The organism is Mitsuaria sp. PDC51, from assembly GCF_900113225.1.
Classification (GTDB): Bacteria; Pseudomonadota; Gammaproteobacteria; order Burkholderiales; family Burkholderiaceae_C; genus Roseateles.
The window spans coordinates 432,216-453,207 of sequence record NZ_FOZE01000003.1; the positions used below are offsets into that span (position 1 = coordinate 432,216).

Here is a 20,992-nt window from a genome sequence, read left to right on the forward strand (position 1 = left end):
GGTCCCGCGGGCGCTCGGCGCGTGTGTTCGATGGGGGGCGAGCATAGCCTTCTTACAATCCGCCGATGGCTTTCGTTCACCTCCGCACCCATACCGAGTACTCCGTCGTCGACGGCACCCTGCGCATCGACGACGCCGCCAGCGCGGCGGCCAAGGACGGCCAGGTCGCCCTGGGACTGACCGACCTCGCGAACATGTTCGGCGGGGTGAAGTTCTACAACGCCTGCCGCAAGAAGGGCGTCAAGCCGGTGCTGGGGGCCGAGGTCTGGCTGGAGCCGGACGCCACCGACAAGCCGCCCAGCCGCGTGCTGCTGCTGGTGCAGAACTTCCAGGGCTACCTCAACCTGAGCGAGCTGCTGTCGCGCGCCTGGATCCAGAACGTGCAGCGCAACCAGGCGCTGTTGAAGCTGGAATGGATGCAGGAACTCCACGACGGCCTGATCTGCCTGGGCGGCATGCAGTTCGGACCGGTCGGCCAGGCGCTCATCGCCGGCGACGAGGCCAAGGCCCTGGACTGGGCGCGGCGCCTGGCCGCGATCTATCCGGGCCGCTTCTACATCGAGCTGCAGCGCGCCGGGCTGCCCGGCCAGGAGGCCCTGCTGCGCCAGCTGGTGCCGCTGGCCGCCAAGGCGAAGCTGCCGGTGGTGGCGACGCATCCCATCCAGTTCCTGAACGAGGACGACTTCGAGGCGCACGAGGCCCGCATCTGCATCGCCGACGGCGAGACGCTGGCCAATCCCAAGCGGGTCAAGCGCTTCCTGCCGAGCCAGCACTTCAAGTCGCAGGCGGAGATGGAGAAGCTCTTCGCCGACCTGCCCAGCGCGATCGCCAACACGGTGGAGATCGCCCGGCGCTGCAGCCTGACGCTGGTGCTGGGCAAGCCGCAACTGCCCAACTTCCCGACGCCGATCCAGGCCGACGGCACGCCGATGCCGATGGAGCAGTACTTCCGCATGCTCTCCTACGAGGGCCTGGAGGACCGGCTGAACCTGCTCTACCCCGACCCCGCCAAGCGCGAGGCGGTGCGCCAGCGCTACGTCGACCGGCTGGAGTTCGAGCTCGAGACCATCATCAAGATGGGCTTCCCCGGCTACTTCCTCATCGTGGGCGACTTCATCCGCTGGGCGAAGAACAACGGCTGCCCGGTGGGGCCGGGCCGGGGTTCCGGCGCCGGCTCGCTGGTCGCCTACGTGCTGCTGATCACCGACCTGGACCCGCTGCAGTACAACCTGCTGTTCGAGCGCTTCCTGAACCCGGAGCGGGTCTCGATGCCCGACTTCGACATCGACTTCTGCCAGGGCAACCGCGACCGCGTCATCGAGTACGTCAAGGACAAGTACGGCCGGCCGGCGGTGAGCCAGATCGCGACCTTCGGCACGATGGCGGCCAAGGGCGCGCTGCGCGACATCGGGCGCGTGCTGGGCATGGGCTTCGGCCATGTGGACTCGATCGCCAAGCTGGTGCCGGCGCCCCCGGGCAAGACGGTGACGCTGGCCAAGCTGCCGCCGGACTTCGACCCGGACAAGGCCAAGATGGTCTACGCGCGCCACGAGTCGCCCGAGATCGAGGAGCGCGAGGCGCAGGACGAGGAAGTCGCCGGCCTGCTGGAGATGGCGGCGCGCGTGGAGGGCACGGTGCGCTCGATCGGCATGCACGCCGGTGGCGTGCTGATCGCGCCGGGCAAGATCACGGACTTCTGCCCGCAGTACCAGCAGCCGGGCTCGACCTCGGCGGTGAGCCAGTACGACAAGGATGACGTCGAGGCCATCGGCCTGGTGAAGTTCGACTTCCTGGGCCTGGCGACGCTGACCATCCTCGAGCTGGCCAAGGACTTCATCGTCGCGCGCTATCCCGAGCACAAGGACTTCGCCTTCGAGACCATCCCGCTGGACGACAAGCGGACCTACAAGCTGTTCTCCGACGGCCTGACGGAGTCGGTGTTCCAGTTTGAATCGAGCGGCATGCAGCGCATGCTCAAGGACGCCAAGCCCTCGCGCCTGGAGGACCTGATCGCGCTGAACGCGCTGTACCGCCCGGGCCCGATGGACCTGATCCCCAGCTTCGTCGCGCGCAAGCACGGCAAGGAGGTGGTCGAGTACCCGCATCCGCTGGTGGAGCCGGTGCTGTCCGAGACCTACGGGATCATGGTCTACCAGGAGCAGGTGATGCAGACCGCCCAGGTGCTGGGCGGCTACTCGCTCGGCGGCGCGGACATGCTGCGCCGCGCGATGGGCAAGAAGAAGGCCGAAGAGATGGCCATGCACCGCGAGCTGTTCCGCAAGGGCGCGGCCGAGAAGGGCATCGATCAGGACAAGGCCGACGAGGTCTTCGACCTGATGGAGAAGTTCGCGGGTTACGGCTTCAACAAGTCGCACGCGGCTGCGTACTCGCTGCTGGCGTATCACACCGGCTGGCTGAAGGTCCATTTCACGGCGGAGTTCTTCGCCGCGAACATGACGATCGAATCGGACGACACGGACAAGCTCAAGGTGCTCATGAACGACGCCAAGCTGTTCGGCATCGAGTTCGAGCCGCCCAATATCAACCTGGGCGTGGGCCGCTTCGAGCCCATGGGCGCGGACGAGGGCACGGTGCGAACTCCGCCGAAGGAGGGCGCGAAGCCGGGCGTCACGCCGCGAGCGCGCAAGATCAACTACAGCCTGGGGGCGATCAAGGGCACCGGCGCCGGCGCGATCGAGGCGATCGTGCGCGCCCGCACCGAGGGCGGGCCCTTCACCAGCTTCTTCGATTTCTGCGCGCGGGTCGACCGCAAGGCGGTCAACAAGCGGGTGGTGGAGGCGCTGATCAAGGCCGGCGCCTTCGATGCGCTGCATCCCGACCGGGCGCGGCTGCTGGCCAGCGTGGCGCTGGGCTACACCTACGCGGACAACCTGGCGCAGAACGCCAACCAGGGCGGGCTGTTCGACTTCGACGGCACGCATGGTTCCTCGACGGCGGAGCCCGAGTTCGTCGACGTGCCGCCGTGGGGCATCAAGGAGCGACTGAGCCTGGAGAAGACGGCGATCGGCTTCTACCTGTCGGGCCACCTGTTCGACCAGGCGGAGACGGAACTGCGCAAGATGGTCAAGCGCCGGATCGTAGACCTGCAGGACAGCCGCGAGCCGACGACGGTGGCGGGCATCGTGTCCGACATGCGCGTGATCAACGGGTCGCGCGGCCGGGTGGCGATCTTCAAGATCGACGACAAGACCGATGCGATCGAGGCGGTGGCCAACGAGGAGCTGCTCAACGCCAACAAGGAGCTGCTGGCCGAGGATGAACTGATCATCGCGGTGGGCAAGGTGCAGAACGACCGCTTCTCGGGCGGGCTGCGGATGAACGTGCAACAGGTGTTCAGCCTGGCGGCGGCGCGGGCGCGCTTCGGGCGCTACCTGCGCACGGCGCCCAACCTGCCGGCGGCGACGGTGCTGGAGCTGGTCAAGAGCTGGCCCGCCAAACGGGTGGAGACGGAGCAGGGCGTGCTGAGCCAGGGCCTGGAGCTGCGCATCCCGATCAAGCGCGCGGGCGCGACGGCGGAGCTGGGCCTGGGCGGCGCGGGCAAGTTCTGGCCCAGCGACGAGGCGCTGGAGCAGCTCAAGCCGGCGGAGATCGTGTACTCGGAAGGCGGTTGATCGCCCCTGCCAGCGTCGAGGCCGTCGAAAGTTAAAAAGTTGCTACAGCAAGATTTTTAAGCTAAAAATCTTGCTGTATGAAGAGTATCAAGACCCTGCCGTTCATCGTCGAGGACTCGCTGGTCGATCTCGGTGAACGGATTTCACTGGCCCGGCGGGCGCGTCGGATCACGCAACCCGATCTGGCCGCGAAGGCGGGCATCGGCCTCAGCACCCTGTCGGCGGTGGAACGGGGCGCGCCCACGGTGCAGATCGGCTCCGTCCTGATGGTCCTGTGGGCCTTGGGCCTGGAGGGCACCTTCGACACGCTGTCCAACCTGGGCTCCGACAAGGAATTGGCCGAGCTGATGGCGGACACCGTTCCGCGGACGGTGCACGCAAAGAGGAAACCTCGATGAGCGCTGCGTCCAAGCCGGACCTGAAGCCGCGCCGTGTCGGCCGGCGTCGTTGATCCCGGGATCGCTCGCGATCCCGGCCGTTCGCCATCCCCCATTTGCCGGGTAAACCGGCGACACCCCGCCGTCCTGCCCGGCGTAAGCTGCGCCTCATGCAGGATGCCAAGCCCAAGACCGGCCTCATCCTTACGGGAGGGGGGGCTCGCGCGGCCTATCAGGTCGGCGTGCTCGCGGCCATCGCGCAGCTCCGGCGCGACGCCTGCACCACCGGCGACAACCCCTTCCAGGTGATCGCCGGCACCTCCGCCGGCGCGATCAACGCCGCCACGCTCGCCTGCCAGGCGGACGACTTCTGCTCCGCCGTCGACGGCCTGATGTACATCTGGCAGAACATCCACGTCGACCAGGTCTATGCCGCCGACTCGCTGGGCGTCATCCGCTCCGGCGCGAAGTGGCTGACGATGGTGTCGCTGGGCTGGGCGCTGAACCGCTGGCGCCGCACGCGCCCGCGCAGCCTGCTCGACAACACGCCGCTGCGTGGCCTGCTCGGCCAGTGGATCAAGATGGACCGGCTGGACGACATGCTGGCCAAGGGCTACATCGACGCGCTGGCCGTGACCGGATCCAGCTACACCTCGGGCCACCACGTCACCTTCTACCAGACCCACCAGCAGCGCGAGCCCTGGGTGCGCACGCAGCGCATCGCCACGCGCATCCCGCGGCTGTCGATCGAGCACCTGGTCGCGTCGTCGGCGATCCCGTTCATCTTCCCGGCGGAGCCGCTGGACCTGGCCGGCGCGGTCGAATGGTTCGGCGACGGCTCGATGCGGCAGACGGCGCCGATCTCGCCGGCCGTGCACCTGGGCGCGGAGAAGGTGCTGGTGATCGGCGCTGGCCGCATGCACGAGGCCGGTGGCGAGGGCCAGCACGGCCCGACGCCGACCGGGCATCCGAGCCTGGCGCAGATCGCCGGGCATGCGCTGTCCAACATCTTCCTGGACGCGCTGGCCGTGGACATCGAACGGCTCAAGCGCATCAACAGCACGCTGGCGCTGCTGCCGGAGGAAGCGCTGCGCAACACGCCGCTCAAGCCGATCGAGGCCCTGGTGATCGCGCCGAGCCGGCCGCTGGACAGCCTGGCGGCCGAGCACCAGGGCGCGCTGCCGCCGCCGATCCGCGGGTTGCTGAGAGGCATCGGCGTGTCGGGGGAGGGCGCTTCGGCGAGCGGCTCGGCGCTGGTCAGCTACCTGCTCTTCGAGCCGGAATACACCAGCGAGCTGATCACGCTGGGCATGGCCGACACGCTGGCGCGGCGCAGCGAGATCCAGAAGTTCTTCGACTGGCCGGCGCAGGCGCCGCAGGTCGATCCGGCGACGATGCGCAAGCGCGCCGGCGGCTTCGCGCTGCAGATGCCGCCGAATCCGCCGGGGCCGCCGCGCCTGGTGGCGTGAACGGGATCAGGGCCTCGCGGGCGGAAAGCTCCGCCTCGCGCGTTCCGGATTCCAGCAATGCTGCCAGTCGTAGGGCAACGCCGACGGCATCGGATTGGACAGCTCCAGGGTCGAGCGGTGCTCATCCACCCGGTAATGCGCCCAGTCCCAACGTTTCACGAACGCGGCGGTCATCTGCACGCGGGTCGGAATGGCGCATTTCCAGGTGCGGAGATCGGACGAGGGCGGCGCCACCGGCTTGAGGGCTGTCGAGGTCTCGCGGGGCGGGTTCCGATGAATCTCCAGCAGCAGCATCTGCCCGGGTTCGATGGCAATGGGATCCGGGCCCGTCAGGCGCAGGCCGTCCACGGTGTTCCCCTGGTCGTCGACGATCGGATTGATCACGATGTTCTTCAAGGTCACGATGGTGCGCTCCTGGTTCAGGATCGCCAGGAGGAGGCTTGTCACCTCCCGCGTCGGGATCTCGGTCGAGCCGTCCTGCCGGGTTTCCGCCTGGCGTGCCGGATCCGGTTCGGGGTCGACGACCGTGTACCAGTTGGCGCTGAGCTTGGGCATCGGCGCGCAGCCGACCAGGCACGCCGTCATCCAGACTCCGAGCGCTCTCATCGCCGCGGACGGCCGCGTCATGGCCGGGCTCCTTCGCCGCCGCGCACGTTGGATCGCGGTGGTACCTGGGTGACGCTGCGCTTGATGGCGGCGATGTCAGCGGCCATGCCGCTCATCGTCTTGCTGGCCGTGGCCGCGCTGTCCGCCGCCGAAGCGGCTTGCGTCGCGGCGCTGTCGGCGCGACCGGCGGCCGAGTTCGCGCTGGTCGCGGCGGCGGCACTGGCGTTGGCGGCCTGCTTCAGCCGCTCGACGTCGGCGGCGTCGAGCTTGACGGTCAGCGTGCCGTCTCGTCGACCGACGCCGCTGGCCGCGGAAGCGGCAGCGACCACCTCGAGCGTGAAGGTCTGGGCCGAACTGGAGGCGTTCCTGATCTGCGAGGCGAATTCCGCCAGGGAGAGGTTGACGTCGCCGTTCCCCACCGGCGGCGTCGGAGGCGCGACCGTTGTTGCCGGCGGCGGCGCCGGAGGCGGGGCGGCGGGCGGCGCGGACGACCCGACCGACGAGACGCCAGTGACCGTGACGACGCTCACCAGCGTGCCGGCGGCCACCATCTGCGCGTTGTCGCTGAGACTGCCGAGCAACTTGCTCAGCGCCGACTCCCCCGCCTGGGCCGGTTTTCCGCCTTCTCCTTCCGGGCGCGGTGGCGCGGGCGGCGCCACGGCGACCGATTCGATGGCCCGCGACAATCCCCCGAAGCCCGGAAGCGGCGACCCAGCGGTGGCGGGTGCGGCCGATCCGGGGGGTGGACCGTACGCCGCCAGCACGGTGTGCAAGCCCAGCATGCGATAGCTCTCGAACTGGGACTCGTCGAAGAACTGGTCCGAGGTCGGTTGCTGCGGAAAGCGCTGGTTGCCGCGCCGGCTCTCCTCGGCATAGCGACGGACATCGAGCGGCAACCATGGACCGCGCGGATCGTCGTGCACCAGCGCGGGCTTGATCAGCAGCAGCGTGCCGTCCGGCGCGGCCGCATCGGCCTGGCCATATCGGATCCGCGCCCGCGCCACCGCCGCGCCGGACCGTTGCCGCTCCAGCGGCCCCGGCATGTTGGTGGTGAACTCGATGCCGATGCCCAGGTCGATGCGGATGCGGCGGACCGTCGAGAGCAGGTCGTCGTATTGGTAGTCGGGGTCCGCGCCGGCATCCACGACGACGATGTGACGGACCCGGCGCCGCACCATCTCGTACAGGCCGGTGTTGTCGAAATGCCCGCCGTCCGACAGGTTGACGAAGGCCGTCTCCGCGGAAGTGTTGCCCCAGGCCTCATCGATCATCGTCGACAGGCCCAGCGCCGGCTCCGAACGTTCCTGGGGCCACTTCGGGGAACTCGCGCGCATCGGGTTGGGGGACCAGATGCCCAGCCGGACATTGAACAGCGTCATCACGAGCGCGAGCGGCACCGAGCTGTGATAGCCCATGTTCGGCGACGCCGCCGCGCCCGAGACGGTCATCGCGCATCCCAGGCTGATGCCGTCGATGTGAGGCGTCTGGAGGTAGTGCTTGGACGGGATGTAGCCGGTGGTCCTGCTGCCCGAGTAGAGCGGGGAGATGGTGAAGGCGACGGCTTTGCGGTCCTGCCACTCCAGGCGACTGCCCGTCGGCTTCACGAGGTTCAGGGCCACGTTGACGATGTGCATCAGCCGCGGGCGGGCGTCCCGCTCGGCATGCTTCTCGGGCCAGGTTTCGTGGATGGGCAGGTTGTCCTGCGGATCGAAACCGGTGAACCAGTGAGGCCGGCGATCCTCGTCGCGACGGCTGGCCGCCAGGTAGGCCCGCACGAGCCGGTTGCCGTAGAGGCTGTGAAGCGAGAACGCGTTGACGCCGATGCGGTAGGACGTGCCGAGCGCCAGGAGGGCGGCCACGAGCAGCGCCCCGACAAGCGGCAGCGGGTCGACCGTCGTCAGGAGGGAGGCGGTGTAGAAGTGGGCGGCTTCGTCCGTCCAGGGGGCGCAGCGCTTGCCGGCGTGGCCGCAGTCGAGCGGCCGGCAGCTTGAGCCCAGGCTGAAACGTGTCTCGGGATCCTGCGCCTTGAGCTTCGCGCAGACCATGCGCGAGAAGGCGGGCGCCTGCACATCGACGCCGAGCCGCGCCTCTTGCGCCTTCAGGTAGGGCTCATGCAGTCGCATCATGGCCGTGATCGCGTACGACAGGCCGGTCAGGAACAGCACGATGAAGACGATGGAGAGCAGGTCGGCGATGCGCATGCCGGTCTTGTCGGCGAACGACTCGGCCTTCTGGCGCCAGGCGGGCCCTTGTTTGCTGATGAACCCGATGGTCGCGAGCAACAGCCCGAGCACCCCCGTCCCGGCGCCGAAGGCCGCCGCCTGTCCGCCCTGCAGCTTGAACAGCGCGAGCATCTGGCTGGGCAGGTAGAACACGAGTCCGACGCCGAGGATCCAGCAGGCGGACGGCAACATCCAGCGCGCCGCGGCACGCGCCCACCACTCGCGTTCATCCTCCAGGCCGACGGGGCGCCGCCATCCGGCATAGACGGTGACGCCCACCCAGAACAGGGTCATCAACAGCGGCACGCCCCAGAGCGCCAGCAGACGCAGGTCGTGCGGGGGCAGGCCGATCTCGACGGGTTGCCACGGCAGCGCTTCGGGCGGCGGGGAGAAGGTGATCAGCCAGCGGATGACCCAATACAGCGCCGCGCCGGTGCCGCCGCCCGCGACGGTGACGGCGATGAAGGCCCAGCCGTCCGCCGGACGCGTTCCCGGCTCTCGCGCCCGCGCCTTGCGCAGCACGAGTCCGCCCAGCAGCGACGCGGCGCCTTGCGTGAAGGCGCCCAGCACGAAGCCGAGCAGCGTGACCTGCCATTCGGGGTCGGGCGTGACGGCGGCGAGCGCCTGGCGCGCCCACCCCGGCAGCCAGATCGACCAGACCGGCCGGCCCGTGGGGTCGCGGACCTCCCAGCCGATCAGGCAGGTCAGCAGCAACGCGGCGGCGAACAGCGGCAGCACCATCTGCCAGGTGTCGTCCGGCCTGTCCGGGGGCGGCCCCTTGAGCCGCTCCTCCGTGCGCGCGGCTGCTGCGCCGGAGGAGGCCGGCGGCGCGCCGGCCTGCAGGTGCTGGACCGGCGATCGCGGCTTGCGCTTGGGCGGTGGCGCCGGCAGGTCCGACGCCATGTACGCGATGGTCCAGACGATCAGCAGCCAGGCGGCCCCCATCATGGCCTGACGCCAGCCGTCGCCCGGCAGCTCCGCCTGAAGCCAGGCGAGGTAGAGGCGCGGCAACAGGAGCACGCCCAACAGCGCGGGGATCCACACCATCCAGTTGAGCGTCAGGTTGCGCGCGTAGATCGCCAGCAGCGTGAGGAAGTCGGCGGACACGCCCCGCATCGGACTCAGGTAGCTGCTGAAGGCGCGCAGGCGCCGCACCGGCTGGGGCTCTTCCGACTGGGCGTCGCCGACCCGGCCCAGGGTGTCGAGCACCGCCGCCCGCGCATCGCTGAGCGCCGGTCCCTCGGTCTGGATCGGCGCCCGGGAGCCCATGCCGGCATTCATGTAGTCGGCCAGGCTCATGCCGGCGGCGTCGGCCTGGCGCAGCAGGGCCTCGTTGCGGATCCAGGCCGACAGCAGGCTGGTGATGTACCCGCCGCCGGAAACGGAGGACAGGTAGTGGAAGTCCCGCATGACGCCTTTGGCGGCGAGCCCCTGGATCACGCCCAGGCTGAAGGTCGCGCTGCGGATGCCGCCGCCCGACAGGCAGAGCGCCGCCGGAGCCTCATCCTCGCCCAGGCGATGGATCCAGGCGCGGAGCCACTTCAGGCGGGCATCGATCAGCGCCTTGCGCCACCGCTCGTAAGTCGCCCAGTCCGAGCTGACAGGGACTCGGGGATGGTCCTGCTTCCATCGTTGCCGCTGCGCTTCGTCGTCCCAGGGGGGCGGGACCTCGATCCGGCGGATCAGGGCCTGCAGACGCGGTCGCAGCGGGGGCAGCAGCGCCATGGCCTCGGCGATCAGGACCTCGTCGTCGCGCCGCGGCCATGGCTGTGCCGGCGTCTGGCGTTCGGACCCGTCCGGCACCGGGGGCGGTGCTTCGGGCGGGGGCGGTGCTGCTGCGGTCATGGCGGCCTCCCATTGGCTCGTACCGCCAATGTCCCGCGCCGCTTGCCCGCCGGCATCCGGGTTGATTCCGAGCCGTCCGCAACCTTGGGGATGAGCCAGGGACTGCGGCTGTCCCTCGTTCGCGTCAGGCGGTCAACCGCAACTCCGCCATCAACCCACCCTCGGGCCGGTTGCTCAGCACCAGCGAGCCGCGCTGCCGCAGCGTCAATTCACGCGCGATGTAGAGCCCCAGCCCCGCGCCGCCCGTGTGGCGGTTGCGCGAGTCCTCCAGCCGGTAGAAAGGCTCGAACACCGCTTCCAGCTGGTCGGCCGGGATGCCCGGCCCCGCATCCGTCACGCGCAGCCACGGCCCTTGCGCGTCGCGACCCACCTGGACCTCGGCGCGGCCGCCGTAGCGCACCGCGTTGCCGATCAGGTTGCCCAGCACCCGCCGCAGCGCCATCGGCTGGCCCTTGGCCAGCACCTGCGCGTCACCGCCCTCGAAACTCACCGGCATCGCCTGCTCGACCAGGTCGTCCGTCAGCGCCTGCGCCAGCGCGCCCAGGTCCACGTCCTGCAGCGGCTCGGCCGCGCCGGGACCGTCGCCGCGGAACAGCTCCATCACCGCGTCCACCAGCGCATTCATCTCGCGGATGTCCTCCACCGAGCGCTGGCGCTGCAGCTCCTCGATGTCCAGCGTCTCCAGCCGCATCCGCAGCCGCGTCAGCGGCGTGCGCAGGTCGTGCGAGATCGCCGCCACCATCAGGCCGCGCTCGTTGAACTGGCGCCGCAGCTGCCGCGCCATCGCGTTGAAGACCTGCGCGCTTTCGCGGACCTCGAGCGTGCCGCGTCGCTCATCGAGCAGCGGCAGCGGCTCCTGCTTGTGCAGTGACTGGCCCAGCGCCTGCGAGGCTCGGACCAGGTCCCGCATCGGCCGCGCCAGCCAGCGCGACGCGATCCAGGCCGCCAGGCCCGTGACCAGCAGGCGGATGCCGTAATCCAGCGTCAGCTCCCAGCCGGTCAGCGCGCGGAACGCACCGCGCCACGGCGGCGCCTGCGCCTGGGGCTGCGCCGATGGCGGCGGCGGGAAGCCATGGAATTCGTCGCGTGACGGCATTGGGAGGTCGCCGGGCAGCGGCACGTCGTGTCCCGGGTCCTCCGGCGGTGGCTCGGATCGCGGATCCTGTAGTCCCTGCGGACCCTGCGGACCCTGCGGACCCTGCGGACCCTGCGGACCCTGCGGACCCTGCGGTCCGGACGGGTGCGGCGGCTCGCGCATCAGACCGGGCAGCGGCGGCAGCGACGGCGCCCCGGGCACGCGCGCGGCGGCGAACTCGCCGCGCGACCAAGTCACCACGCCGATGGCCAGCGCCTGCGCCGCCACCAGCGTGACCCACAGCAGCAGGAAGATCCGCCTCGCCAGGGTGTCGCCGAAAGCGCGCCCCAGCTGCTCTCGCCATGCGGCGAACCATCGCTGCCCGCGCGTCGGCCCGCTCAAGCCTGCACCTGGGCGTCGAAGAGATAACCCTCGCCCCGCATCGTGCGGATCAGGCGCGGCTCCTTGGGCGAGTCGCCCAGCTTCTGGCGCAGCCGGGAGATCGTCAGGTCCACGCTGCGGTCGTTGACCTCCACGCCGGGCGCGCGCGTCAGCTCGATCAGCTGCTCGCGGCTGAGCACCCGGCCGGGACGCTCGACCAGCGCGCTCAGCATGCGGAACTCCGCGCTGGACAGCGGCACCACGACCTGCTGCGGCGACACCAGCTGGCGCAGCAGCCGGTCGAAGGCCCAGCCCTCGAAGCGGAACTCGCGGCGCGTCTGCGCCTCGTGGTCGCCGCGACGCGCGCGGCGCCGGATCGCATGGATGCGGGCCACCAGCTCGCGGGGCTCGAAGGGTTTGGCGAGATAGTCGTCCGCGCCCATCTCCAGCCCGAGCACGCGGCTGATCGGGTCGCCATGCGCCGTCAGCATGATCACCGGCACCGACGGGTGGTGCTGCTGGATCCACTGGCACAGCGTCAGGCCGTTCTCGTCCGGCAGCATCAGGTCCAGCACGACGACGTCGAAGACCTGCGTCGCCATCAGCCGGCGCATCTCGCGGCCGTCGGCCGCGGCGCTCACCGTCACGCTGAACTTCTGCAAGTACGCGTCGAGCGACCGGCGGATCTCCGCGTCGTCGTCGACCACCAGACACCGCGTCATGCGCGCCTCCACGACCGCGGCCGGCGGCATGCCGGCCTGAGCCATGGACGATACACCGCGCGTCCCGTCGTCGGCGGGGAGCTGCATGGGCCGCGCCGTCAGACCGAGATGCCCACCGTCAGCGTCGCGGTGTAGCCGTTGGTGACGTCGCCGCTCAGCGTGGCCAGTTGCGTCGTGTAGCCGTCGCTGAAGACGTTGTCCGTCGAGAAGCTGATCCGGTTGAAGTTGGTCAGGCTGCTGCTGTAGCCGGACGCGGTGCTGTAGACCGTCGTGCAGACGTCGGTGGGGAACGCGATCTGCGAGGTCTTGATCTTGTTGGCGTAGGAGGTGGCCGCGCTGGCGCTCGGATAGACCTCGAAATGCATGTGGGGCATGCGGCCGTCGTAGCAGCCAGGGAAGATGGTCGTGAAGGTGACCGTGCCGTCGCTGCCGGTGCTTTGCACGCCGCGCAGGTAGTTCTCGTTGACGATGCTCGCGCTGTACAGCGAGTAGCGGCCCTCGCGGTCGCAGTGCCACAGGTAGATCGCGTAGCCCGAGAGGTCGGCGCAGCTGCTGTTGGTGTTGACCAGGTCGATCGTCAGCGTCAGCGGCACGCCGCCGGCCGTGCCGCTGGCGGTGCCGATGCTGCTGCGGATGTCGCTGCGCACGATGCCGCTGAGCGCCAGCGCGTTGGTCACGCCGCTGCCGTTGCTGTTGGAGCCGTCGCCGGGGTAGGGGCCGGCGGTCTCCTCCGGGATGACCGAGCAGCTGCCGGTGGTGCCGGTGCTGCCCGTGGATCCGGTGGAACCCGTCGATCCCGTGGATCCGGTGCTGCCGGTGCTGCCGGTGCTCACGGTGCTGGTGCCGGCGTCGGAGCCGCCCCCGCCGCATCCGATCAGCGACAGGCCGCCGATCCCGGCGAGGCCGGCGAGCAGGCCCAGGGCGCGGCGGCGCTGCTGCAGCACGGCGAGGTCGTGCGCCAGGCCCTGGTCATGGTCGTGGCCGCCCTCGTATTCGTGCGAGTGCGAGTGCGAGTGGTCGTGGGCGGGAGTGTGGCGATGAGGCTGCATGCGGGGCTCCGGAAGTGGATGACCCGCATTGGATCGAGGCGTCTTGTCCGGCGCTTATCGTCTTTGTGTCAAGGCCGACAAGCAGTGAAACAGGCAGGGCCCCGCAGCCTTCAGTGCTGCACCTTCACCATGCCGGCGTAGACGCCGTCCCGGGCCATCAGCGCGTCGTGGTCGCCGGACTCGACCACCTGGCCGTCGGCCAGCACCTGGATGCAATCGGCGCGGCGGATCGTCGACAGCCGATGCGCGATCACGATCAGCGTCTTGCGACCCTGCCACTGCTCCAGCGCCTGCTGCACGGCGCGCTCGCTCTCGGTGTCGAGCGCGGAGGTCGCCTCGTCGAAGATCCACACCGGCGCGTCCTTGTAGAGCGCCCGCGCGATCGCCAGGCGCTGTCTCTGGCCGCCCGACAGCTTGCTGCCGTTGGCGCCTACCGTCGTGTCCAGTCCCTCGGGCAGCGACTGCACGAAGTCCCACAGCGCCGCCGCGCGCAGCACCTGCTCGAGCTTGGCGTCGTCGCGCTCCTGCGCGTAGGCGATGTTGTCCGCGATGGAGAGGTCGAACAGCACGATGTCCTGCGACACCACCGCGAACTGGCGCCGCAGGTTGGCTTTGGTCAGCTCGTCGATCGGCACGTCGTCCAGCAGGATGCGGCCGCTGTCCGGACGCTCGAAGCCCAGCAGCAGGTTCACCACCGAGCTCTTGCCCGCGCCCGAGCTGCCGACCAGCGCCGTCGTGCGGCCGGCCGGGATGTGCAGGTCCATGGCCGCGAGCGCGTCGCGGTTGGCGCCGGGATAACGCAGCGTGACCTGCTGCAGCGCGATGTCGCCGCGCACGTCGCGCAGCTCGCGGGTGCCGGTGTCGGGCTCGGGCGGCGTGTCCAGCAGGCCCATGCAGCCGCGTGCCACGACCAGCGCGTTGGTGATGGGCTGCATCACGTCGCTGAGGTGGCGCAGCCGCGAGCTCATGAAGAGCAGCGCGGCGACGAAGGACGCAAACTCGCCCACGCCGGTGCCGTTCACCCGCGACTGGTACAGCGCCAGGCTGACGATGATCGAGATGCCCACGCTGGCCATCAGCTGCGACAGCGGCTGCGCCATGGCGTTGGAGGCCGCCGTCTTCAGCGTGCTGCGCTGCACCTCGCGGGCGCGCTCGGCGAAGCGGCGGCGCTCGTAGTCGGCCGCGTCGAAGCTGCGCACCACGCGCCAGGCGCGGGTGACGTCCTCGATCACCGAGACCAGCCGCAGCTGCGCGTCATAGGCCCAGCTGCCCATGCGCCGCACGCGCCGGTTGACCTTGCGCACCACGAAGGCCAGACCTGGCACGGTGATAAGCGAGAGCAGCGTCAGCTTCCAGTTGATGAAGAACAGGAATCCCATCAGCGCCAGCGCCGGCAGGCCGTCGCGCAGGATGGTGATCAGCGCGCCGGCGATCAGGGTGACGACATGCTGCGGATCGTTGACGACCTTGGTGACCGCGGTGGCGGGTTGAAGGCTGGTGTAGACGCGCGCATCCGCGCGCAGCAGCACCTGCAGCAGCGCGGTGCGGATGTCCATCACCGTGCGCGAGATCGTCCAGTTCAGCATGTACTGGCCGCAGAAGGTGAACAGCCCGCGGACGGCGAACAGGCCGATCAGCACGATGGGCACCATCCAGATCGGGAAGCTGTAGTTCCGGTTGACCTCGGCCAGCGAGGGCCGCGACGGCGACGACGCCGCGGACGCGGACGGCGCGACCACGCCGGCCGACGATGCGATCGATGCGGCGGCGGTGGTTGAAGCGGCAGGCGCCACCGCCGGCGCGGACGCGGCCGGCGCGCCGCCCGGGATCGAGAAACCGGCGACGTTCGTGGACTTGGCGTTGAAGCCCTCGCCGAGCGCATAACCCAGCAGCTTGGGGATCAGCGGCTCGGTCGACGCCACCAGGACGAAGGCGATGACCGACAGCAGCAGGCCCCAGCGGTGCGGCTTCATGAAGCGCCAGAGGCGGCTCGCGGTGGGGCCGAGCGGTTCGGTGTCTTTGGCGGAGGCTTGATCGGTCATGGCGCAGGCCGGCGCCGGGTGCGAGGCACCGGCTCAGGCCAAGGGGATCGAAGGAGGAAGCGGCGATTGTGCCGGAGTCCCGGGTCGTCCCGGGCCGCCCCGATGGGGCCGGCGCGCCCGCGAGGGGGCTCAGCGGCAGTCGTCGAGCCAGTCCGCCACCACCCGGGCGATGCGGCGTTTCCACCGCACCCACCTGTTGGGGGTCTCCCGGCGCACGAAGCTGCGGTGGTACCAGGCGGTGTCCACCAACTGGGGGGCTTCGCGGGCGATCAGGTCCAGGCTGGCCTGGCGCAGGATCTGCCGCTCCTCCCAGGCGGTGCGGCCGTTGCGGTACACCTTCCCCCCGCTGGTCACTGGGCGGCGATGGCTGGCCATCACCGCGTCCAGCAACGCGGTGCGCGTCTGGCCGCGCAGCTGCTGGAGCGTCGGGATCATGAAGCGGTCCAGCCCCCAGGACGAGATGTTGTCCTGGTAATGCGCGCGCGCGGCCATGAACAGATCGCCGCGGTAGAACGGCATCATCACCTCGACCCAATCCACCTCGCGGTAGATGCGGTGCGGCTGATGCCGCATCCAGTGATGGGAGTAGGGGCTGTCGTGGCTCAGCGAGGGCGAGAACACGTCCAGCCGCTCGCACCGGCCCAGGTGCAGCGCGGTGTTGATCTGCGCGACCGAGAGCAGGATGTCATCGTCGATGATGCCCACGTACTCGGGCCAGGGGCCATTCCCGACATTGGGTTCGACGTCGGCGATGGTGGCGGCCAGATGGTCGGCGAGGTGCTTGAAGATCTCCCCCTTGCACTCGGTCGCCGCGGCGAGCACGGTGACCGCCTGCCCGCGCAACTCACGCGGGCCCGGCGCCTGGCGGCCGGTGTAGTCGAACAGGACCCAGTCGAACTCGGGTGTGGCGTCCAGGTGCATCAGGCCCAGCGGCAGGCTGACGCCATCCCAGGACACCAGCACGAGGGGACGCCGGACCGCGTCGCGCGGCCGGTCTTCGGAATACAAGCTCATCCGTCTTCAGGCCTGCGGCGGTTCCAGCAGGTCCTGCGCCGTCTTCAGCGAGGCGGCGACGATCTGGTCCATGTTGTAGTAGCGATACTGCGCCAGGCGGCCAACGAAGGTGACGCCCTCGGCCTTGTCCGCCATCTCGGCGTAGCGCTTGTAGAGCGCCTCGTTCTCGGGCCGCGGCACCGGGTAGTACGGGTCGCCCTCGGCCTGCGGGTACTCGCGCACGATCGACGTGCCGGCATGCGTCTCGCCGGTCAGATGCTTGAACTCCGTGATCCGGGTGTAATCGTGGTCGTTGGGATAGTTGACCGTGCCCACCGGCTGCACCTGCGCGGTGGTGGGCAGGTGCTCATGGTCGAAGCGCAGGCTGCGGTAGGGCAGCGGGCCGTGGCAGTGATCGAAAAATGCATCGATCGGGCCGGTGTAGATGATGTGCGCGCCGGGGAAGTCGCCGCGAACATCCTGGAAGTCCACGCCGGTGCGGACCGTGATGGCCGGATGATCCAGCAGGCGCTCGAACATCGCGGTGTAACCATCCGCCGGCATGAACTGGAAGGTGTCGCCGAAGTAGCGGTCGTCGTCGTTGCTGCGCGTCGGGATGCGCGCCGCCACGCCGGCCGAGAGCTGCGAGAGGTCCAGCCCCCACTGCTTCTTCGTGTAGCCACGGAAGAACTTGTCGCACAGGTCGCGGCCAACACTGTTCAGCACCACGTCCTCGCTGGTCTGGATCGGATCGCGCGGCTCGCGCACCGTCTCCAGGTAGCCCTGCACCTCGTCCTCGGTCAGCGACAGGCCGTAGAGCTGGTTGATCGTCGTGCGGTTGATCGGGATCGGCAGCAGCTGCTCGCCGACCTTCGCCAGCACCCGGTGCTCGTAGAAGCGCCAGGTGGTGAAACGGGACAGGAACTCGAAGACCTTCTTCGCGTTCGTGTGAAAAATGTGCGGACCGTACGGGTGGATCAGCACGCCGTGGGCATCGCGCTCGTCGTAGGCATTGCCGCCAATGTGCGGCCGCTTGTCGATCAGGTGGACGGTCTTGCCGGCATCGGCCAGCACGCGCGCGCAAACCGAACCGGCGAAGCCGGCGCCGACGATGAGGTAATCAGTCTTCATGGTTCGGCCTGGCGGCCGTCTCCTGCTTCTGGATATGCGCGGATTGTGGCCGCGTCGGACGGTGCGGGAACTCGGAACAACCCAGTTTTGGGGCGGGATTCTCGCTCTCCTCCGCAGCGCTCGGAATTCACTCTGGACCGAGGACTGCCCCGCCCGGCGGCGTGGCGGGGCAACGCTGGACCGAGGACTGCCCCGCCCGGCAGCGGAGCCGGTGCCCCTCTCCGCTCAATCTCCTCCGCACGCTCGGAATTCGCTCCAAGGGGCACCGGCTCCGCCGCCGGGCTCCAGCACAAGCCGTTCCCGCCACACCACCACCTGCCACGGGGCTCTTCACGTTGTCGGTGGTGGAGTGGCTGTGGGACTTGCGGGTCGGTAACCGAACGTGCGCCGATACACTGCCGCGATGCTCCCTTCCTCCCCGAGCACGACGGCAACACCTCCTCGCCGCCGCGTGCTGCACTTCGTCACCGGCGGCTTCTCGGGCGCCACGCAGGTGGCCGTCGACCTGTGCCTGGCGCAGCTGCACAGCGAGCGCATCGAACCCATCCTCGTGCTGCGTCGCAAGCAGCGCACCGAGAACCCCACCAAGCTCGACCGCATCCAGGCCCTGCGCGACCAGGGGCTGCCCGTCTACCTCGTGCCGGGCTGGGCCCATCTGGTCACCGTCTGGGCCCTGCGTCGCCTGTGCGAACGCCTGCGACCCGACGTCGTGGTGGCGCACGGTTTCCCCGAACACCTGCTCGGCCGCCGTGCCGGGCGCCTGGCCGGCGTGCCGGCCCTGGTGCAGGTCGAGCACAACTCGCGCGAGCGCTACACCCCCTGCCGACGCGCGCAGGCGCGCCGTCTCAGCGCCGTGAGCGCGCGCCTGGTCGGGGTGTCGGAAGGCGTGCGTCGACGCCTGGTTGAACTGGGCATGCCGGAAGAGAAGACCGTCGCCATCCCGAACGGCATCCGCCTCGAGCGCTTCGCCGCCGCGGACGCCCATCCGGCCAGCGGTCGCGAACCCGGCATCGTGATGTCGGCCCGCTTCGCCCGTCAGAAGGATCCGCAGACGCTGATCCGCGCGCTCGCCGTGCTGCGCGAGCGCGGCCTGCAGCCGGTGCTGCAGCTCGCCGGCGGCGGCAAGGCCTCCTATCGACGCGCCACCGAGCGGCTGACCCGCCGACTGGGCCTGGACGGACAGGTGCGCTTCCTCGGCCATCACGGCGATGTCCCGGGCCTGCTGATGAGCCAGCGGATCTTCGTGCTGTCGACCCACTGGGAGGGCATGCCGCTGGCGCTGCTGGAAGCGATGGCGGCGGGGTGCGCGTGCGTGGCCTCCCTGGTGCCCGGCGTGGAAGGGGTGCTGGAGGACGGACGCACCGGGCTGCTGGTGCCCGAGGCGGACCCGGTCGCGCTTGCCGACGCGCTGGAACGCCTGCTGCGGGACCCGGAACTGGCCGGCCGTCTGGGCGCCGCCGCGCGGGCGCGCGCCATCGAGGAACACGAGGTCGACCTGATGATGCGTCGCTACGAGGCGCTGCTGCTGTCGCTGTGAGGCGTGCCGCGAGGCCTGCCGGCGACGCGGCGCCCGTTGCGGCGGTTCAGGTCGCCGCGGCGGTGCGCGGCCCTTCGGCGCGGCGCAGCCAGTAGCGCAGGCGCAGCGCGCGGACGAACCAGCCGCGCCGCTTGTAGGCCCGGTCGAGCTCGCGCAGCGCGATCGGCGACGCTTCCTCGAAGGCCTGCCGGAACATGGCGACCGCGCCGGTGCAGCCCTCGGGCAGCGCCTTGTCCGCCATGCGCGAGGCACCGATGAAGTTGCGCGCGGCAAAGTGGGCCCAGGCGAACAGGGCGTCGTCGTCGAGCCCCTTGCCGACCGCCGCGTCGCGCAGGTTGGCGAGCGCGTGGGCCAGATGCTCGGCCTTGGTGAGGTTGGGGGTGGCCAGGATCGAGCCCTGGCGCTGGCGGTAGGCCACCCAGACCGCGGGCTCGTACCACGCGGTGTCGGCCAGCAGCGCCAGGAAGGGCGTGGTGGCCATGTCCTCGAAGTAGCGGCCGACCGGGAAGCGCAGCTGCTCGCCCCAGAGGCTGCGCCGCGCGATCTTGGACCAGCTGTGCATCTGGCCGGCCTCGAAGAGCCCCCGCAGCAGCCGCGACGGGTCGCGCAGCAGCTGGCGCTCCGGGCCGAAGAAGGTGCGCCGGTGCATCTCGCCCCGCAGCTTGTGCTTGAGCTTGACGCGCTCGCGCAGCATGAAGAAGTCGCACAGCACCAGCGCCGGCGCGTGCTCCCGGACCACCGCGCGCAGGCGCGGGATGGCGCCGGGCATCAGGTAGTCGTCGGAGTCCAGGAACCAGACGTAGTCCCCGCGCGCCGCCTGCAGCGTCGTGTTGCGCGCGCCGGAGAGCCCCTGGTTCTGCGCGTGGAACAGCCCCCGCACGCGCACCGGTCCGGACGCGTGCGTCGCCACCAGTTCGCGCACCAGGGCGTCAGAGCCGTCGGTGGAGCAGTCGTCCACCATCAGCACCTCGACGCCGTCGTCGGCCTGGGCCAGCACCGAGTCCAGGCACTCGCGCAGGTAGTCCTTGACGTTGTGGACGGGAATCAGCACCGACAGCCACGGCGCGTTGGTGCCGGCGTCCTCGTCGACGCCCGGGGACGACAGGTCGGATGGGCTGCTCATCGGCGCCTCACTCATGCCAGTGATCGGCGATCCACGCCGCGGGTTTCGGGCGACGCCAGTTGCCGTTGCTGCGGCCGGCCAGCGCGTCGGGCGGATTCATGACACCGTGGAAGATCAGGATCCGCGCGCCGTCCGGGATGAACGGTGCCCGGAAGTAGTTCATCGGCCAGCGCGGGATGCTGTGGTACTTGAAGCTCGCGCACCATCGCGCGTCCCAGTAGCTCAGCAGGCCCTTCTTGTGCATCTCGTCCGAGAGGTAGGCCTGTTCGTTGCGGAACTTCGCGCGGATCGCATCGAAGTCGCGACGGAAGGTCGCCAGCACATCCGGATGGGCGCCCAGGGTGAAGCGGTAGACCGACGAGTTGCCGGTGATGCGCCAGGGGCGCTTCCAGTCGTGAATGATGAGGAACTCGCCCGGCACCTCGAAGAAGGGTGTGATGTCGTCGACGATCACCACGTCCAGGTCGAGGAAGAGGGCAGTGCCGCTCAGGCCGTACTGGGCGACCAGGTCGTCGCTGAAGGTGGTCAGCTTGGTCCACCCGCGTTCCGGGCTGCCGGGCGGCAGGTCCAGCGGCGGGATGGGCCGGCATTCGACCTCGGGCCGGATGCCGTCGGTGCGATCGGTCAGGCAGACGAAGCGGAAGTCGCCGCGCAGGTGCCGGCGCACCATCGCGTACAGGCGGTTGACGTACTCGGGACCGTACTTGGTGCCCCACTTCATGCAGAGGATGACGCGGTCGCCGCCCGGGGCCGCGGCAGGCGGCGGGGTGGTCGCGGGGGAGCTCATC

General features: G+C 69.9%; 14 protein-coding genes. 4 read left to right on the forward strand and 10 right to left on the reverse strand.

Annotated features, from left to right (window positions below; translation table 11 throughout):
- Window positions 1-65: 65 nt before the first annotated feature.
- From dnaE to BM393_RS22415, 3 genes are all read left to right on the forward strand, one after another.
- Window positions 66-3,632 carry a DNA polymerase III subunit alpha gene (gene dnaE, locus BM393_RS22405; protein ID WP_091733181.1) on the forward strand — a complete coding sequence of 1,189 codons (3,567 nt, stop codon included), beginning with the start codon at window positions 66-68 and terminating at the stop codon, window positions 3,630-3,632.
- Window positions 3,633-3,709: 77 nt separating this feature from the next.
- Window positions 3,710-4,030, forward strand: a complete 321-nt coding sequence (locus BM393_RS22410; protein ID WP_091733184.1) for a helix-turn-helix domain-containing protein — start codon at window positions 3,710-3,712, stop codon at window positions 4,028-4,030.
- Between the two features lie 149 nt (window positions 4,031-4,179).
- Window positions 4,180-5,478, forward strand: coding sequence for a patatin-like phospholipase family protein (locus BM393_RS22415; RefSeq protein ID WP_091733187.1), 1,299 nt, complete (start codon window positions 4,180-4,182; stop codon window positions 5,476-5,478).
- A 6-nt stretch (window positions 5,479-5,484) separates the two neighbouring features.
- On the opposite strand, the gene BM393_RS22420 is transcribed toward BM393_RS22415, so the two are convergent.
- The 8 genes from BM393_RS22420 to glf all read right to left on the reverse strand — a co-directional run bounded on the left by BM393_RS22420 (window position 5,485) and on the right by glf (window position 17,544).
- Window positions 5,485-6,105, reverse strand: coding sequence for a hypothetical protein (locus BM393_RS22420; protein WP_141225443.1), 621 nt, complete (start codon window positions 6,103-6,105; stop codon window positions 5,485-5,487).
- Window positions 6,102-10,151, reverse strand: coding sequence for a patatin-like phospholipase family protein (locus tag BM393_RS22425; RefSeq protein ID WP_141225444.1), 4,050 nt, complete (start codon window positions 10,149-10,151; stop codon window positions 6,102-6,104). The genes BM393_RS22420 and BM393_RS22425 overlap by 4 nt, the downstream gene beginning before the upstream one ends.
- Window positions 10,152-10,275: 124 nt before the next feature.
- Window positions 10,276-11,628 (reverse strand): ATP-binding protein, encoded by a 1,353-nt coding sequence (locus tag BM393_RS22430; RefSeq protein WP_091733196.1) that lies wholly within the window; start codon window positions 11,626-11,628, stop codon window positions 10,276-10,278.
- Entirely contained in the window at window positions 11,625-12,416 is a 792-nt protein-coding gene (locus tag BM393_RS22435) for a response regulator (protein WP_254783568.1), read from the reverse strand. Before BM393_RS22435 ends, BM393_RS22430 begins: the two co-directional genes overlap by 4 nt.
- 11 nt (window positions 12,417-12,427) lie before the next feature.
- Window positions 12,428-13,378, reverse strand: coding sequence for an intradiol ring-cleavage dioxygenase (locus BM393_RS22440; RefSeq protein ID WP_254783569.1), 951 nt, complete (start codon window positions 13,376-13,378; stop codon window positions 12,428-12,430).
- Window positions 13,379-13,488: 110 nt separating this feature from the next.
- The gene (msbA, locus tag BM393_RS22445) at window positions 13,489-15,420 is read right to left on the reverse strand and encodes a lipid A export permease/ATP-binding protein MsbA (RefSeq protein WP_091733199.1); all 1,932 of its coding nucleotides are present in this window, start codon (window positions 15,418-15,420) and stop codon (window positions 13,489-13,491) included.
- Between the two features lie 129 nt (window positions 15,421-15,549).
- Complete coding sequence (locus tag BM393_RS22450; RefSeq protein WP_091733202.1) at window positions 15,550-16,434, reverse strand: hypothetical protein; 885 nt, start codon at window positions 16,432-16,434, stop codon at window positions 15,550-15,552.
- A gap of 6 nt (window positions 16,435-16,440) precedes the next feature.
- A complete protein-coding gene (gene glf / locus BM393_RS22455) occupies window positions 16,441-17,544 on the reverse strand; it encodes a UDP-galactopyranose mutase (RefSeq protein ID WP_091733205.1) in 1,104 nt (367 codons plus the stop codon).
- Window positions 17,545-17,947: 403 nt separating this feature from the next.
- On the opposite strand from glf, the gene BM393_RS22460 reads away from it, so the two are divergent.
- A complete protein-coding gene (locus tag BM393_RS22460) occupies window positions 17,948-19,081 on the forward strand; it encodes a glycosyltransferase (protein WP_091733208.1) in 1,134 nt (377 codons plus the stop codon).
- Window positions 19,082-19,127: 46 nt separating this feature from the next.
- Here the strand turns inward: BM393_RS22460 and BM393_RS22465 are convergent, their stop codons facing one another.
- A complete protein-coding gene (locus BM393_RS22465; RefSeq protein ID WP_091733211.1) occupies window positions 19,128-20,204 on the reverse strand; it encodes a glycosyltransferase family 2 protein in 1,077 nt (358 codons plus the stop codon).
- 7 nt (window positions 20,205-20,211) lie between these two features.
- Entirely contained in the window at window positions 20,212-20,991 is a 780-nt protein-coding gene (locus BM393_RS22470) for a glycosyltransferase (RefSeq protein ID WP_091733214.1), read from the reverse strand.
- Window position 20,992: the final 1 nt, after the last annotated feature.

Coding starts and splice junctions, on each gene's coding strand:
- BM393_RS22440 (WP_254783569.1), bottom strand. CDS start 13,378: ATGCAGCCTCATCGCCACACTCCCGCCCACGACCACTCGCACTCGCAC.
- BM393_RS22435 (WP_254783568.1), bottom strand. CDS start 12,416: ATGCAGCTCCCCGCCGACGACGGGACGCGCGGTGTATCGTCCATGGCT.
- BM393_RS22425 (WP_141225444.1), bottom strand. CDS start 10,151: ATGACCGCAGCAGCACCGCCCCCGCCCGAAGCACCGCCCCCGGTGCCG.
- BM393_RS22460 (WP_091733208.1), top strand. CDS start 17,948: ATGCTCCCTTCCTCCCCGAGCACGACGGCAACACCTCCTCGCCGCCGC.
- msbA (WP_091733199.1), bottom strand. CDS start 15,420: ATGACCGATCAAGCCTCCGCCAAAGACACCGAACCGCTCGGCCCCACC.
- BM393_RS22410 (WP_091733184.1), top strand. CDS start 3,710: ATGAAGAGTATCAAGACCCTGCCGTTCATCGTCGAGGACTCGCTGGTC.
- BM393_RS22415 (WP_091733187.1), top strand. CDS start 4,180: ATGCAGGATGCCAAGCCCAAGACCGGCCTCATCCTTACGGGAGGGGGG.
- glf (WP_091733205.1), bottom strand. CDS start 17,544: ATGAAGACTGATTACCTCATCGTCGGCGCCGGCTTCGCCGGTTCGGTT.
- dnaE (WP_091733181.1), top strand. CDS start 66: ATGGCTTTCGTTCACCTCCGCACCCATACCGAGTACTCCGTCGTCGAC.
- BM393_RS22465 (WP_091733211.1), bottom strand. CDS start 20,204: ATGAGCAGCCCATCCGACCTGTCGTCCCCGGGCGTCGACGAGGACGCC.
- BM393_RS22420 (WP_141225443.1), bottom strand. CDS start 6,105: ATGACGCGGCCGTCCGCGGCGATGAGAGCGCTCGGAGTCTGGATGACG.
- BM393_RS22450 (WP_091733202.1), bottom strand. CDS start 16,434: ATGAGCTTGTATTCCGAAGACCGGCCGCGCGACGCGGTCCGGCGTCCC.
- BM393_RS22470 (WP_091733214.1), bottom strand. CDS start 20,991: ATGAGCTCCCCCGCGACCACCCCGCCGCCTGCCGCGGCCCCGGGCGGC.